Source organism: Streptomyces sp. NPDC051563, assembly GCF_044454225.1.
In the GTDB taxonomy this organism is placed as follows: Bacteria; Actinomycetota; Actinomycetes; order Streptomycetales; family Streptomycetaceae; genus Streptomyces.
In genome coordinates, this window is record NZ_JBITDL010000015.1 from 42,525 (window position 1) to 56,884 (window position 14,360).

Annotated in this window: 14 protein-coding genes; 6 read left to right on the forward strand and 8 right to left on the reverse strand. The window is 75.7% G+C overall.

All coding sequences use genetic code 11. The annotated features are described in order from the left end of the window. Positions 1-36: 36 nt before the first annotated feature. A complete protein-coding gene (locus tag ACIA8F_RS19080; RefSeq protein ID WP_399380109.1) occupies positions 37-2,034 on the forward strand; it encodes a heavy metal translocating P-type ATPase in 1,998 nt (665 codons plus the stop codon). Here ACIA8F_RS19080 and ACIA8F_RS19085 read toward each other — a convergent pair. After that, positions 2,022-2,492, reverse strand: a complete 471-nt coding sequence (locus tag ACIA8F_RS19085; protein WP_399380111.1) for a DUF3224 domain-containing protein — start codon at positions 2,490-2,492, stop codon at positions 2,022-2,024. The genes ACIA8F_RS19080 and ACIA8F_RS19085 overlap by 13 nt on opposite strands. 92 nt (positions 2,493-2,584) lie before the next feature. Between ACIA8F_RS19085 and ACIA8F_RS19090 the strand changes: the two genes are divergently transcribed. Next, the gene (locus ACIA8F_RS19090; protein WP_399380373.1) at positions 2,585-3,610 is read left to right on the forward strand and encodes a helix-turn-helix transcriptional regulator; all 1,026 of its coding nucleotides are present in this window, start codon (positions 2,585-2,587) and stop codon (positions 3,608-3,610) included. A gap of 229 nt (positions 3,611-3,839) precedes the next feature. On the opposite strand, the gene ACIA8F_RS19095 is transcribed toward ACIA8F_RS19090, so the two are convergent. After that, positions 3,840-4,307 (reverse strand): hypothetical protein, encoded by a 468-nt coding sequence (locus ACIA8F_RS19095; RefSeq protein ID WP_399380113.1) that lies wholly within the window; start codon positions 4,305-4,307, stop codon positions 3,840-3,842. A 173-nt stretch (positions 4,308-4,480) separates the two neighbouring features. On the opposite strand from ACIA8F_RS19095, the gene ACIA8F_RS19100 reads away from it, so the two are divergent. Next, complete coding sequence (locus ACIA8F_RS19100) at positions 4,481-4,840, forward strand: hypothetical protein (protein WP_399380114.1); 360 nt, start codon at positions 4,481-4,483, stop codon at positions 4,838-4,840. On the opposite strand, the gene ACIA8F_RS19105 is transcribed toward ACIA8F_RS19100, so the two are convergent. From ACIA8F_RS19105 to ACIA8F_RS19115, 3 genes are all read right to left on the reverse strand, one after another. Next, on the reverse strand, positions 4,807-5,352 hold the full coding sequence (locus ACIA8F_RS19105; protein ID WP_399380116.1) for an adenylate kinase: 546 nt from the start codon (positions 5,350-5,352) through the stop codon (positions 4,807-4,809). The genes ACIA8F_RS19100 and ACIA8F_RS19105 overlap by 34 nt on opposite strands. A gap of 28 nt (positions 5,353-5,380) precedes the next feature. Continuing rightward, positions 5,381-6,217, reverse strand: coding sequence for a MerR family transcriptional regulator (locus ACIA8F_RS19110; protein ID WP_399380375.1), 837 nt, complete (start codon positions 6,215-6,217; stop codon positions 5,381-5,383). 73 nt (positions 6,218-6,290) lie between these two features. Beyond that, positions 6,291-6,815, reverse strand: coding sequence for a hypothetical protein (locus ACIA8F_RS19115; protein ID WP_399380117.1), 525 nt, complete (start codon positions 6,813-6,815; stop codon positions 6,291-6,293). 389 nt (positions 6,816-7,204) lie between these two features. Here ACIA8F_RS19115 and ACIA8F_RS19120 point away from each other — a divergent pair, with 389 nt between their 5' ends. Next, positions 7,205-8,728, forward strand: a complete 1,524-nt coding sequence (locus ACIA8F_RS19120; RefSeq protein WP_399380119.1) for an MFS transporter — start codon at positions 7,205-7,207, stop codon at positions 8,726-8,728. 378 nt (positions 8,729-9,106) lie between these two features. Next, positions 9,107-9,904 carry a peptidoglycan-binding protein gene (locus ACIA8F_RS19125; protein WP_399380121.1) on the forward strand — a complete coding sequence of 266 codons (798 nt, stop codon included), beginning with the start codon at positions 9,107-9,109 and terminating at the stop codon, positions 9,902-9,904. Between the two features lie 14 nt (positions 9,905-9,918). On the opposite strand, the gene ACIA8F_RS19130 is transcribed toward ACIA8F_RS19125, so the two are convergent. Beyond that, positions 9,919-10,662, reverse strand: a complete 744-nt coding sequence (locus ACIA8F_RS19130) for an SDR family NAD(P)-dependent oxidoreductase (RefSeq protein WP_399380123.1) — start codon at positions 10,660-10,662, stop codon at positions 9,919-9,921. 260 nt (positions 10,663-10,922) lie between these two features. On the opposite strand from ACIA8F_RS19130, the gene ACIA8F_RS19135 reads away from it, so the two are divergent. After that, a complete protein-coding gene (locus ACIA8F_RS19135; RefSeq protein ID WP_399380125.1) occupies positions 10,923-11,981 on the forward strand; it encodes a LacI family DNA-binding transcriptional regulator in 1,059 nt (352 codons plus the stop codon). A gap of 241 nt (positions 11,982-12,222) precedes the next feature. Here ACIA8F_RS19135 and ACIA8F_RS19140 read toward each other — a convergent pair whose 3' ends face one another. Together ACIA8F_RS19140 and ACIA8F_RS19145 are read right to left on the reverse strand one after the other, a co-directional pair. Beyond that, entirely contained in the window at positions 12,223-12,738 is a 516-nt protein-coding gene (locus ACIA8F_RS19140; RefSeq protein ID WP_399380127.1) for a putative immunity protein, read from the reverse strand. A gap of 149 nt (positions 12,739-12,887) precedes the next feature. Continuing rightward, positions 12,888-14,252, reverse strand: coding sequence for an ROK family protein (locus ACIA8F_RS19145; protein ID WP_399380129.1), 1,365 nt, complete (start codon positions 14,250-14,252; stop codon positions 12,888-12,890). Between the last annotated feature and the right edge of the window lie 108 nt (positions 14,253-14,360).

A 14,360-nucleotide genomic window follows, 5' to 3' on the forward strand; every position in this document is an offset into this window, starting at 1 on the left:
GGTTTATATATTTCGACATGCTGATATGTTGATGTCATGACTGAAGCCGAGAACGCGACCACGAGCGGTGGCGGGACCACCCACCGCCAGGGATTCCCGGGCGAGCGCGCGGAGCTGGTCAGCGCCCTGCTCGCCCTCACCGTCTACCTCACGGGCCTCGCCCTCCAGCTCACCGGGCACGCAGGCCCCGTCCCGCAGGCCCTCTTCGCCGCGGCCTACGCCTTCGGCGGGTTCTTCACCCTCCGCGAGGCTCTGGTCACCCTGCGCGGGGGCCGTTTCCAGGTCGACTTCCTCATGCTCGTCGCCGCGGCCGGCGCCGCCGCGATCGGGCGCTGGGAGGAGGGCGCCGTCCTGCTCGTCCTGTTCAGCCTCGGCCACGCCCTGGAGGGCTACGCCCTGGGCCGGGCCCGCCGCTCCATCGAAGCGCTCGGCGCGCTGGCCCCGCGTACCGCCCTGGTGCGCCGGGGCGCAGGGGCGCCGGTGGAGGTCCCGGTCGAGGAGCTGGCCGTCGGCGACACCGTCGTCGTGCGCCCCCACACCCGGGTCCCGGCCGACGGTTTCGTCGCCGTCGGCACCAGCAGCGTCGACCAGTCGCCCATCACCGGCGAGAGCGTCCCCGCCGACAAGGTCCCCGTCGCCGACCGGGCCGCCGCCCTCGCCGACCCGGGCGCGGCCGGACCGCAGAGCCGCGTCTACGCGGGCACCGTCAACGGATCCGGCGCCCTCGACGTCGCCGTCACCCGCCTCGCCGGGGAGAACACCCTGGCCCGCGTCGTCAAGCTCGTCCAGGACGCCGAGGAGCGCACCTCGCCGACCCAGCGGTTCACCGAGCGGTTCACGAAGTTCTTCGTACCCGGGGTCCTCGTCCTCGTCGCCGTGCTGCTCGCCGTCGGCGCGCTCACCGGCGAGCCCTTCGCGGACACCTTCTACCGCGCCATGGCCGTCCTCGTCGCCGCCAGCCCGTGCGCCCTGGCCATCGCCACCCCGGCCGCCGTGCTCAGCGCGGTGGGCCGGGCGGCGCGCGGGGGAGTCCTGATCAAGGGCGGGGCGCCGCTGGAGGAGTTCGGCCGACTGCGGACCATCGCCTTCGACAAGACCGGCACCCTGACCGAGGGCCGGCCCCGCCTCACCGAGATCGAGCCCGTCCACCCCGCCGGCCGCGAGGAACTGCTGAGCACCGCCGTCGCCGCGCAACGCCTCAGCGACCACCCCCTCGCGCAGGCCGTGGTCCGGGACGGTGCCGGACTCCTCCAGGAGGCGGCCGCCTCCGGGGCGGCCCCTTCCGAGGCCGCGAACCTGCGGGCCCTCGTCGGCCTCGGGATCGTCGCCGAGCTCGACGGGGAGGCCGTCCACATCGGCAGCCTCGGCTACGCCGACACCCTCGCGGGCCCGCCCGTACCGGCCCGGCTCCGCGACCGTACCGAGGAACTCGCCCGGACCGGCCGCACCACGATGCTGGTCCGCCGGGGCGACCGCTGGCTGGGCACGCTCGGCCTCATGGACGCCCCGCGCCCCGAGGCCGCCGCGGCGGTGGCCGCCCTGCGCGGGCTCGGCGTGCAGCGCACCGTGATGCTGTCCGGCGACGACCAGCGGGTGGCCGACGCGGTGGGCCGCGCGATCGGCATGGACGAGGTCCGGGGCGGCCTGCTCCCCGAGGACAAGGTCACCGAGGTGACCCGGCTGCGCCGCACGGCCCGTACGGCGATGATCGGCGACGGCGTGAACGACGCCCCGGCCATGGCGGGCGCCACCGTCGGCGTGGCGATGGGCGCGGCCGGCTCGGCCGTGGCACTGGAGACGGCCGACATCGCCCTGATGTCCGACGACCTGCGCCGGCTCCCCTTCATCACCGGCCTCAGCCGCCGCGCGAGCCGCATCATCCGCCAGAACCTCTGGCTGAGCCTCGGCATCGTCGCGGTGCTCGTCCCGGCCACCGCCCTCGGCCTCGGCATCGGCCCGGCGGTCCTCGTCCACGAGGGCTCCACCCTCGTGGTCGTCGCCAACGCGCTGCGCCTGCTGCGCTACGCCGACTGACCGGTGGCAGTGGCCTCGGTCGCGGCCTCGGCGGTGACCGCGTCCGGGGCCGCGGCCGTGAACGCGTAGTCGAAGGCGTATTCCACCGAGGTGTCGCCGTAGTGGTGGGCGAAGGAGCCGGAGCCGCCGAGACCGGTCAGGCCGCCGGTACCCGAGCCGGGGACCACGGTGAAACGGCACTGGGTTCCGGTGGCGTCGAAGGTGCCGCGTTCCTCCAGGACGAAGCTGCCCTCGCGGCCGTCGACGGTGCCGGTGACCAGCTCCATGCCCGTGAAGGAGCCGGTGGTCTCCCCCGTGTAGGCCACGGTGTAGGCGCAGGTGGTCGCGGGGGCGGTGAGGGAGCCGGTGAAGGCGTTGGTGACCGTGGCGCGGGCCAGGCGGGGGAAGACGCCTTCCGGGGTGACGGGGTGCTCCTCCCAGTCCTTGAAGGTGAATCCGTTGGCGGTGGACGTGGGCACGGGGGCCTCCTGGTGTGGTGGTGGAGCGGTGTGGTGCACAGCCTGGCCCTCGTACCTGACATCTCCTGTCAGGTATGCCGGACAATGACCGCATGCGCGCCGACCGGCTCCTCTCGCTCCTCCTGCTGCTCCAGAACCGCGGCCGGATGACCGCCCCCGAACTCGCCGCCGAGCTGGAGGTCTCCGTCCGCACGGTGTACCGGGACGTCGAGGCCCTCGGAGCCTGCGGGATCCCGGTCCACGCCGACCGCGGGCCGGCCGGCGGATTCCGGCTCGTCGACGGCTACCGGACCCGGCTCACCGGTCTCACCGACGTCCAGGCGGGCTCCCTGTTCCTCGCCGGTGCCCCGGGCCCCGCCCGCGACCTCGGCCTCGGCGCGGACCTCACCGCCGCCCAGCTGAAACTGGAGGCCGCCCTCCCCGCCGAACTCGCCGACCGGGCCCGCCGGATCCAGCAGCGCTTCCACCTCGACGCACCCGCCTGGTTCCGGGACGCCGACCCCGTACCGCACCTCGCACGGATCGCCGGGGCGGTGTGGGACCAGCGGATCCTGAAGACCCACTACCGCCGCTGGAGCGGAGCCGTCCACCGGATGCTGTGGCCGCTCGGGCTCGTCCTCAAGGGCGGCATCTGGTACTTGGTTGCGCGGCCGGCGGACACGACTGACACGGCGGCCGGGGCGGAGACAGCGGCCGTGCCCGCCCCCGGGCGGGCCGACGGCGCCGTGCGGACCTACCGGGTGGGGCGGTTCCTCGCCGTGGACACCCCGGGCGAACACTTCGAACGCCCCGAGGGCTTCGAACTCGCCGCGTACTGGGAGGAGTCCGCCCGCCGCCTGGAGGCGGCCACGCGCCGGGAGACCGCCGTCGTCCGGCTCTCCCCGCACGCCCGGCGCCTGCTGCCGATGTGGTTCGGGGCGGCGGGCGTCCGCGCCCTCGCCACCGCCGGGCCGCCGGACGCGGACGGCCGGGTGGACGTGGAACTCTCCGTAGAGTCCGGTTCCGTGGCCGTGGGCGACCTGCTCCGCCTCGGTGCGGAGGCCGAGGTGCTCGGCCCCCCGGAACTGCGCCGGGCCCTCGCGGAGGCGGTTGCCGAACTGGCCCGGCGCTACCGGTGAACAGCGCGGGAAAGCCGTTCGCACCCGGCCCGGGGCCCGGCCGACCGGGTGGACGCCCGGCCGAAGGAGTCCGTTCAGGACCGCACCACGAGCGGGACCATGGACGTGCCGGTGGGCCGGAACTCCACCGTCGCGCCCGCGCGGACACGGTCTGCCTGGACGTCGGGCATTCCCATCGGGCGAGTGTGCCCCGGCGGTGTGCCCGGCGGGTACCGGATTTCGCGGAGGGTCAGGCGGGCGGCGGCTCGACCTCCAGGAAACGGCGGCGGCGGGGGCCTCGGTACAACAGGCAGACCCAGCCGAGCCGTTCGAGCGCGGCCGCGCAGGCCGTGAGGCGCTCCTGCTCCTCCTCGGCCGCGCCGCCGCCCGGCGGACCGAGCCAGGTCACCTCGACGCGGCCCTCCCCGGACCCGGCGGGGCCCACCCGGTACCCGGTCCGGGTGCGCGCACCGTCCGGGTCCCGCGGATCGCGTGCCGACGGCGGAATGCCGGCCGCCTCCAGGGCCAGGGCCACCGCGCGCGGCATCAGCCGGAGCTCCCACGGGGCGGGAACCCCGGCGCCGGACGGGCCGTTGACGAGCCGGCGGATCTGCAGCAGGCCCTCGTAGGCGGTGCGCAGCTCCGCCGCCCGTCCTGCTCCGGAGGGTGCGGGGCCGTCGCCGCTCGCCGGTTCGAAGCCCTGCCCGGGTGTGTTCACGTACGGCCGTCCCCTCGTCCGATCCGGTACCTGCGGTCATGTCGTCGTGCGTCCGGTTCCGTCCGGTCTCCCCGTCCCCGGGTCCCGTCCGGTCCGCTTCTGAGTACCTCGCACTCAACGGCCTGAGTATCCGGCCCGATTCCCGGGACGGCCCCCGCTGATCGAATGGGGGCATGACCTCCGAGACCGTCACCGCCACCGGCACCGCCAACGCCACCGCCCGCGCCATCGCGCCCGCCGCGAGCCGCCCGCGGATGCAGCAGCACGTGACCACCGCCGGTTCGGCCCTGGCCGTGGCCCTGGTGCCGCTCGTGGTCGGGGTCCTGGTCGCCAAGGGGCTCGCCGCGGACCCGCACGCGCCGGTCAACGCCCTGATCACCGGCGGCGGCCAGCGCGCCGGTCTGCCGCGGGCGGAGTGGCGCCGCCGCGGGCACGCCACGATGCGCCGGCTGCGCACGGTCCGGCGCGGAGCCGTGCGCGGCGCGGTGCGGGGCCGGGCCTACGTGACGCCCGGCCGCCCGGCCGGCCGCTGAGCCCGCAGCCAGGCCTCGGCGGCCTTCGGGGAGCGCAGCCGCACCACCCGCAGCGGGGCGAACCGGGCATCCCCGGCCAGCCCGCCGAGCAACGCGCGCCGGGCCCCGTACTGGGACCAGGCCCACCACGCCGGGTGGTCGGCGAGCAGCCACTCCCGCCACCGCTCCCGATTGCCGCCGAACAGCCGCTCCCGCAGCAGGCTCCGGCGCAGCGAGCGCACCAGCACCCGGCGCATGACGGTCCGGCGCGGCTGGTCCAGCCACACCACGGTGTCGGCCCGCCGCCACAGCAGCTCGCGCGCGGCCTCGGGCCCGTGGGAGTCGAGGATCCACCCGTCGTCCTGTGCGATCCGCGCGAGGTCCGCTACGTAGGAGGGGCTGACGGCCCACCCCGGCCCGGAGAAGTGGAGCGCGTCCATCTCGTGGTAGGGCAGCGCGAGCAGCCGTCCCAACTCCCGGGCCAGGGTGGACTTGCCGGATCCGCTGATGCCGACCACGAGGATGCGTTGCATCAGCGGAGCCTAACCGGGGCGCGGGCCCTCAGGCGCCGAGGGGCTCCTGCAGTTCGGTGACCCACTGGTCGCGGTCCGCCGGGCAGGCCAGCGACACCTCGCGGGCGTAGCCGCAGGAGCGCTCCCCGTTCGCGTCGATCCACTGGGCCAGGGCCTGTGCGGTCGGCAGGACGGAGTCCATCGAACCCCGGTGCACGACCGTCGCCGCCCGTTCGACGGCGGGCAGCACCACGATGCGCACGTCGCCCCCGAGGTCCTCGGCCCGGACGTCCGCGGTGACCGCCACCCCGGCGTGGACCACGACGGCGCCGGGCCGCGACGCGTCACCGGCGTCCTCGTAGTACGCCACGCCGGGTTCCGTCAGCGTGACGCCGGCCGCCGCGACGCGGCTCAGCAGCTCCTCGTAGAGCGGGTTGATGACCGGGCCGATGTCCTGCCCGTCGTAGCTGGCCGCGACCGCGCTCAACTCGGCGAGGCGGACGGGCGGAAGGCTCTTCACGACGATGTCGATGGAAGACATGATTCCCTCGTTCTCGATGATCCGGAGCCTCGTCTCGACCTGGGTCAGCCGGGCCGCCGCGGCGGCCATGGCCGATTCCAGTTCCGCCTGCCGCAGCCGCAGCATGCCGCGCAGCTCCTCCGCGCTCACCAGCTCGTCGAGTATCGACCCCACCTGTTCCAGGCTGAAGCCGAGCTCCTTGAGCGCGATGACACGGTTGAGGCGGGCGAGCTGCCCGGCCTCGTAGTAGCGGTAGCCGCTGGCGGGGTCGACACGGGCCGGGTGCAGCAGTCCGAGGGCGTCGTAGTGACGCAGCATGCGGACCGACACCCGGCCGTGCTTGGCGAAGTCTCCGATGGTGAACATGACGCCTTCCAGTGCAGGCCCTGACACGGTGTGAGGGTCAAGCCCGCCCAGCGTATGCAGCCATCGGTCCAGGTCACCGGCCGGCTTGGCGGATGCAGAGATCGACGATGGAGGGCGGCAGCGAGCCTTCCGCGGCCGCGCACAGCTCGTCCGTACGGGGCAGCGGCGGTACGGGGTGGCGTACGGGGCGTTCGGGCCGGGCGGCGGCCGGCTTGGGCGGGTGCGCGCGGCGCGGCGCGGCCGCCTTCGCGCGTCGTTCGGCCGCCGGGCGGAGGGCCTTGGCGGCCCGCCGGGCCGCTTCGTGCCCGTCGACCCGGCCGTCCGGGCCGGCAGCGCCGGACCCGCCGGACCCGTCGGTGGCGTCCTGGCCGCGGCCGTCGGTCGCCGGGAGGTCGCCGAGGGGCAGCGCCTCGGCGGGGAGCCCCAGGGCACCGGTTGCGGGGGACGCGTCGGCCGGTCCGCTCGGATCCGGCGCGCCGGCGGGCGGTACGGGGCCGCGCGCGGGCGCGTCGGACGTCCCCGGGCCGCCGACGGACACGCAGCCGGCGCTCGCGAGGAGGGCGACGAGGGAGAGGGGGAGGACCCGGCGTAACTGCATCGGACCACCATGCCGCACGGACGGGCGGGCCGGTTCCCGCCCTCCCGCGGGCGGGTGGGACGGGGGGAGGGCCGGGGGGGCCGGGAAGGGCGCCGTGGGGGCTGCTGAAACGGTTCGGCGGGCTCACTGTGATCGTTTCTGCCCTGTCGGGAGGTTCACCGGCCCGGGAGAACGCGCACGTGGACGGGGGTGGACCTGACGGAGAAATCCCGACAAGGTTCGGAGGGGAACGACAGTGCGGATGCCGGGGGAGGCGCGACCTCCGGTGTTCCGCGCCGCCGTGCCGGCTCACCGGGCCGGACCCGCCCGAGCGGCGGGAACGCTCCGGCTGGGCCGCCCGTCCGCCCGTCCGCCCGTCTGCCTGCCTGCCCCGTATGGAGTCTCGCCCCATGACCGCAGCCCCCGCGCCCGGCAACGAACCGCAGTCCCCGGAGCCGAAGCATCCGCCGGCCCCCGCCCCCACCTCCGCCCCCACCTCCGCCCCCATGTCCACCCCCGTCTCCACCCCCGGATCGCCCGACGGAGCCGAGATCTCCGGGAAGGGCGCGGCGGCCGCACCGGACCGGCCCGTCGCCGGGTGGCGGGGCTGGGGAGCCGTCGGGGCGGTGTCGCTCGGCATCTTCTGCCTCATCACCTCCGAGCTGCTGCCCGTCGGCCTGCTCACCTCCGTGAGCGGCGACCTCGGCGTCTCCGACGGCACCGCCGGGCTGATGGTCACCGTGCCGGGGCTGGTCGCGGGATTCTGCGCGCCGCTCGTCACCGTGGGCGCCGGCCGGCTCGACCGGCGGTGGGTCCTCGTCGTGCTGATCGCCCTGATGGCCGTAGCCAACCTGGTCGCGGCCCTCGCGCCCGGCTTCGGGCTGCTCCTGGCCGCCCGGCTGCTCGTAGGGGTCAGCGTCGGCGGCTTCTGGGCCATAGCCGGCGGCCTCGCCGTCCGCCTCGTCCCGGCGCACCACGTCGGCCGGGCCACCGCGCTCGTCTTCGGCGGCGTTCCCACCGCCTCGGTGCTCGGCGTCCCCGCCGGAACCCTGCTCGGTGAACTCGGCGGCTGGCGCTTCGCCTTCGCGGCCGTGGGCGGGCTCGGAGTCCTCACCCTGGCCGCGCTGCTCCTGCTGCTCCCCGCGCTGCCGCCGACCCGGACCATCACTTTCGCCCAACTGCCGTCCCTGCTCCGGCGCAACCGCGCGGTCCGGGCCGGGGTGGCCGTCACCTTCCTGCTGGTGACGGGGCAGTTCGCCGCCTACACCTTCGTCCGGCCCATCCTGGAGGACGTGTCCGGCGTGGACACCGCGTACGTGAGCACCCTCCTCCTCGGCTACGGAGTGGCGGGCGTCGCCGGCAACTTCCTGGCGGGCGCGCGCGACCCGTACCGCGCGCTGTTCACAGTCGGGGCCTCCCTCGCGGTGATCCTGGCGTTGCTCGCCACGGTGCCGGGAGCGGTCGCCGGGACGGTGCTGCTGCTGGCCTGGGGGTTCGTGTACGGCGGGGTCTCGGTCGGTCTCCAGAGCTGGATGATCAAGGCCGCACCGGACGAGGCGGAGGCCGCCTCCTCGCTGATGGTGGCGATGTTCAACCTGGCGATCGCCGCGGGCGCGCTGGGGGGAGGTCTCGCCGTCGACGGAATCTCGGTACCCGCGGCCGCCTGGGGCGGAGCCGCCCTGATGGCCCTGGCCGCCGTCACCGTCCGGGCCACCACGGGGACCTCCCGCACGACCTCCCGCACGGCCACGCGCACGGTCGCGGGCGGGGGCGAGGCGCCCGCGACCGGTGCCGCCGCCACCGAGACCGCGGCACGGGCAGGGACCCAGACGACGTCTCAGACAGGGACTCAGACAGGGACTCAGACCGGGACAGGTACCGAATCCGGCGGCTTCCCCGGACCCCGGGACGCCTCACCGGCCGATCAGCGGTAGACGGTAGACCCGCCCATGGACCCCGGCGACAGACCCCCGTACAGGAGTTGGCCGTCCGCAATTCGGACGGCCGACCTCCCACCTTGGCAGAGAGACCGCTCCCGAGGGGTCGGTTCCGGTGAAGAGGTCATGCCAGGTCGGGGCGGATGGGGCGGATCGGACATCCGGCTTGACCTGGGGCATCTCCTGGAGAAAGAGTGCGCCGGTCGAACACCACCACCCGGACCGGGCGCGCCCGCGCCGGTGCCGGGACGGTCCTGTCCGCCCGGCGGCGCAGGACCTGACGGGCCGGGTGCGGGGGCCGGCACCGCACCGCCGCGCCGGCCCCCGCACCCACCGTGAACCACCGTGTCCCCCGACCCCGATGAGAGTGGGATCGTGCCCGAAGACGATCGCTTGCTCGTACGCCCCTACGTGGCCCCCTCGGGCCCGCTGCCCGGCCCCTCCGCGCCCGCCTGGCCCGAGGAGTCCGGGCGGATCCACGTACCGACGCGCTTCGGGGCGCCCGGCGCGGCGCCCGGGCCCTCGCGCACACCCGGTGCGGACCCCGCGCCCGCGGAGCGGACCGACTCCCCGGCGGCCTCGCGGACTTCGGGGGCCGCGGCGGCTCCGGTCGCTCCGGTGGCCGACCGGCGGGGGAGCCGGCTCCCCCTCGTGGGACTCGCCCTGCTGGCACTCGGGGCCGCGGGGGCCCTCGCGTTCCTCCTGCGCAGCCCCGACCGGGAGCCGCCGCGCACCGTGGTCCCGCCGCAGCTGTCGGTGCCGGTCCTTCCCGCGCGCAGCCCGGGGGCGGGCGAGGAGAGCGCGCCCGCCGGGGAGTCCGTGAGCCCGCCCGCGCCCGGAGGCCCGTCCGCGACGGCTCCGCCGGCCACGGGGCGGCCCTCTTCGGGCCCCTCGCCGAGTACGAGCCGGTACCCGAAGCCCGCGGGCCCGACGGGCACGCGCCCGACGCCGGGCGGTGGCGGGACCCTGGGGCCGGGGGACCGCGGGGCAGAGGTGCGCGCCCTGCAGGAAAGGCTCCACGCGCAGGGGTTCACGTACGTGTCCGTCACCGGGGTCTACGACGAGCAGACCCGGCGGGGTGTCCGTCAGCTCCAGCAGAACAGGAGCATCGAGGGCGACCCGCCCGGCATCTACGGCCCGGCCACCCGCGCGGCCTTCGGAACCGAAGGCTGACACGGCCCGTTCGGTCAGCGCCCGCCGGCGACGCGCAGGATCGTACCGGTCGTGTACGCGGCGTCCGCGGACAGCAGCCAGGCGATGGCCGAGGCCACCTCCGCCGGCTGTCCGGCCCGCCCGAGCGGGATCTCGGCGGCCGCGAGCGCCGGGCGGTCGGGGTCGCCCATGGCCGCGTGCATGTCGGTGTCGATGATGCCGGGAGCCACGGCGTTGACCCGGATCCCGTCCGGGCCCAGCTCCTTGGCGAGGCCCAGGGTCAGGGTGTCGGTCGCGGCCTTCGTCGCGGCGTAGTGGACGTAGCGGCCGGGACTGCCCAAGGTGGCGGCCGCGGAGGAGACGTTGACGATCGCGCCGCCGCCCGACTCGGCCATGTCCCGGGCGGCCCGGCGGCAGCAGAGCAGGTACCCGAACAGGTTCACGTCGAGCACGCGGCGCAGGTCCTCGGTCCGGATGTCGGCGAGCCGGCCCGGGGTGCCGGTGACTCCGGCGTTGTTGACCAGCCCGGTCACGGAGCCGAACTCGGCTCCGGCGATGTCGAAGAGCCGCTCCACGCCGCACTCCTCGGAGGTGTCGCCGCGCACGGTCACGCACCGCCCGCCGGCCTCCCGCACCCGGTCGGCGGTGGCCTTGGCGGCGTCGTCGTCGTGGAGATAGCCGAGGACGAGGTCGTGCCCGTCGGCGGCGAGCCGGACGCACGTGGCGGCGCCGATCCCCCGACTGCCACCGGTGACGATGGTGACCGGACGATGTGACATATGAGCCTCCTGTGTGACGCAATACCCCGTGTCGTGCCCACACCTGGGATCGCCGCAGGCTACACCGCGACCATCTGCCGGACCAGCAAGAACGAACTCCCGCGGCACGCTGCCGGGCGGATCGTGGCGTACGCACGCATCCGCGCACGGACCCGCGCGTAAGGGCCTCCGGACCGGGGCCCGCGGGTGCGGCCGGGGGCGGTCCGGCGGCCCGGCCGGGGCCCGGGAGGGGCCTGGGGGCGGGCGGCTACAGTGCCGATATGGACGCAGCGAACACGGCCACCGGTACGGGCACCGGCACGGCCACCGGCACCGGCACGGCCCCGACCCTGGAGGACGTGGCCCGGGCCGCCGGGGTGTCCCGGGCCACGGTGTCCCGCGTGGTGAACGGGGTCCGCAACGTGGACCCCGCCATCCAGCAGGCCGTCCAGCAGGCCGTCACCGCGACCGGATACGTACCGAACCGCGCGGCCCGCTCGCTGGTGACCCGGCGCTCGGGCGCGGTGGCGCTGGTGGTCTCGGGTGCGGGGGCCGACACCGGCCGGGTGTTCCAGGACCCCTTCTTCGGGCGGGTGGTGAGCGGGGTCGTACGGGCCCTGCGCCCGCGCGGGGTGCATCCGGTGCTGCTGTTCGCCGACGGGGAGGCGGACCGCGCACAGGTGGTCGCGTACCTCACCCAGGGCGGTGCGGACGGGGCGCTGCTGGTCACCACCGACGGCCGGGACCCGCTGCCCGGCCTGCTCGCCCGCGCCGGTCTGCCCGCGGTGCTCTTCGCCCGGCCGGCGCCCGGGATCCCGCTGGACTGGGTCGACCTGCGCCACCGCGAGGGCGGGGCGCTGGCCGCGCGGCACCTCCTCGCCCGGGGCTGCCGGCGGCTCGCCGCGATCGGCGGCCCGGCGGACGTCCCGGCCAGCCGGGACCGGGTGGCGGGCTTCCGCGAGGCCCTGGACGGAACGGCGGTACGGGTGGCCGAGGCGGACTTCACGCTGGACGGCGGCGAGCAGGCGATGCGCGCGCTGCTGGCCGAACGCCCGGATCTGGACGGGGTGTTCGCTGCGAACGACCTGATGGCCCAGGGCGCCTGCCTGGTACTGCGCGAACACGGCCGCCGGATCCCCGAGGACGTGGCGGTGGTCGGCTTCGACGACTCCGGCGCGGCGGTGGCGGCCAGGCCCCGCCTGACGACGGTCCGGCAGCCGGTCGAGGAGATGGCGGCGGAGATGGTCCGCCTCCTCCTGGACCGGGTCGCCGGCACGGCCCCCGCGGACCCGGCGGCGGTGCTCTTCGACCCGGAGCTGGTGGTCCGCGACTCCGCATGAACTGCCGCGCGGCGGGCGCCGGTCCCGAAGACCGGCAGGCCGTCCCGGGACGTGCTGAGCCGGTTCCTCCGCGCGGTCGGCCACCGGCTGCGCAGGCCGGTGGTGCTGGTTTCGGAGGGGGAAGAGGAGCGCGGCCGCCCGCTCATCGGCTTCGACGCCGGCCGTCACTGCGTGCCGGCACGGCCCAACGGGTAGTCGGTGTCCGGGACTTCAGGCCGCGTGCTCGGCCCGAGCGGGATGCTCAGCAGTCGAAGGCCGACCAGCAGATGCCGTTCCGCAGCCGCTGGTCGTCGAGGACGAGCGCGCGGATCGCCTCCGGGAGCTGCTCGCGCTGCCACCGGCATTCCCGGCGGCCCGCCGCATCGCCCTCGCCCTCCGGCGCCGCGGCGCGGGCGGCCTTGACCGCGTAGGCGGCCGCGCCGAGCTCGTGTGCGGCGACGTGGGCGACGGCGCCGGCCTGGCCCGCTGCGTACGCGGCGTGCCGGGCCGCCCCGCGCAGGTCCCGGGCGGCGCCCATCGCATGGCCGCCCGCCGCGCGGGACGCGGTCATCGTCACCTCGCCGCGCACCCACGCGCGGGCGTGCTCGATCGCCCGGCGCGGCCGGGGATCCTCGGGCCGAGCCGACTCGAACAGGCCGAGGACGTGCTCCGCGCAGGATGCCGCCCACAGGGCGAGGAGGTGATGGTCCGGGTCGGTGAGGGTCCCGCCGCGGCGGATCGTCACGAGCCGGGGGTCCCGGATCTTCGGGAGGATCATGGGGGCTCCGTCCGTTCCGTTCGGGTCAGCTGTATTCGGTTCGCTGCGTTCGGTCCGCTGGGTTCCTCGGCCGGGCGGTCGCCAGAGTAGCCGCCGGGACGGTGCGCACGGCGTCTCGCCGCCGCCCGCCCCGGCCGGGTAGGGCCCTCCTACGCCCCGGCCGCCGTCGGGCCGCCGCGGGTCTGGAGCGAGGTCTGCCAGCCCGGAGCCTCCGCCGCGGGCTCCGGCGGGGTGCGCCGTCCGCCGGCGGCGAAGAAGGCCGCCAGGGGGAGGGTGGCCGCGCCCACCGTGACCGCGTCCGGGCCCAGGGAGCCCATGTCGATGGTGACCCGCGCGGCCGGATGGCGCAGCGAGTAGCGCATCGCGTGTTCCCGTACCGCCGTGAGGATGTGCGGACCGAGCATCAGGCCGGCCCAGCCGCCGATCAGGATCCGCTCCGGCTGGAACAGGTTGATCACGTCCGACAGGCCCGCGCCCAGGTACTCCGCGGTCTCCTCCAGGAGGTCGAGAGCGACCTTGTCCCCGTCACCGGCCGCCGCCAGCAGCGCGGCCAGCGCGTCCTCCTCGTCCCGGGCGACCGCATCCTCAACGGCATTCTCCGCGGCGGCCGTTGGGGAGACAATCGGAGCCGTCTCCCCGCCGCCGCCCCGCTCCGCCCACTGCGCCAGGAGCGATTCCGCCCCCGTGTAGGCCTCCAGGCAGCCCAGCGCCCCGCAGCGGCAGCGCCGGCCGCGGACCTGCACCGTGAGGTGGCCCCACTCCAGCGGCGCGCCCCCGGTGGTGGCGTCGTCCGGGGAGCCGTCGGTGATCAGGCTCGCTCCGACACCGGAACCGAAGAGCACGACCACGGCGTCCCGGGCCCCGCGCCCCGCGCCGAACCACATCTCCGCCTGGCCGAGCGTGCGCGCACCGTTGTCGATGATGTACGGGACCTCGGGCGGTACGGCCCCCGTCGCGCGCAGCAGCGCCTCCAGCGGGACGGCGTCCCAGCCGATGGTCTGCCCGTGGACGACGGTTCCGCCCGGTGCATCGCGGTCGACGATGCCGGGCACGCCGACACCGACCCCCAGGAGCCGCTCCGGCCCGATCCCGGCCCGCTCCAGGACGGTGGCGATCCCGCTGCTGATGTGGTCGACGATCGGGCCGACGTCGTAGCAGCCGCGCGGCTGCAACGGGAGCTCGGTGCGCGCCAGTTCGGTGAGCGTCAGGTCGAACAGCTCGACCCTGACCCGGGTTTCGCCGACATCGATGCCGATCATGTGCGCGCTGCCGGGCGCGACGCGCAGCAGCGTACGCGGGCGGCCGCCGTCCGAGTCGACGACGCCGGCCTCCTCCAGCAGTCCGTCCGCGACGAGTTCGCCGACCACGTTGCTGACGGATCCCGAGCTCAGCCCGGTCGCGGGTCCCAGTTCCTGCCGGCTCAGCGGCCCTCCGAAGTACAACTGCTGCAGCACGGCGCTGCGGTTGCCCCTGCGGAGGTCCCGCACCGTACGTCCACTGCGCCCCGTCGTCATCTGACTCCTTCCGCCCCTGACATCGATCGCAACATACCGTGCGCAACCGCCGGGCGCGATCCTCCGGCGCCGCTTATCTCACGTCCTAAATTAATTCCCCGGGTCCTT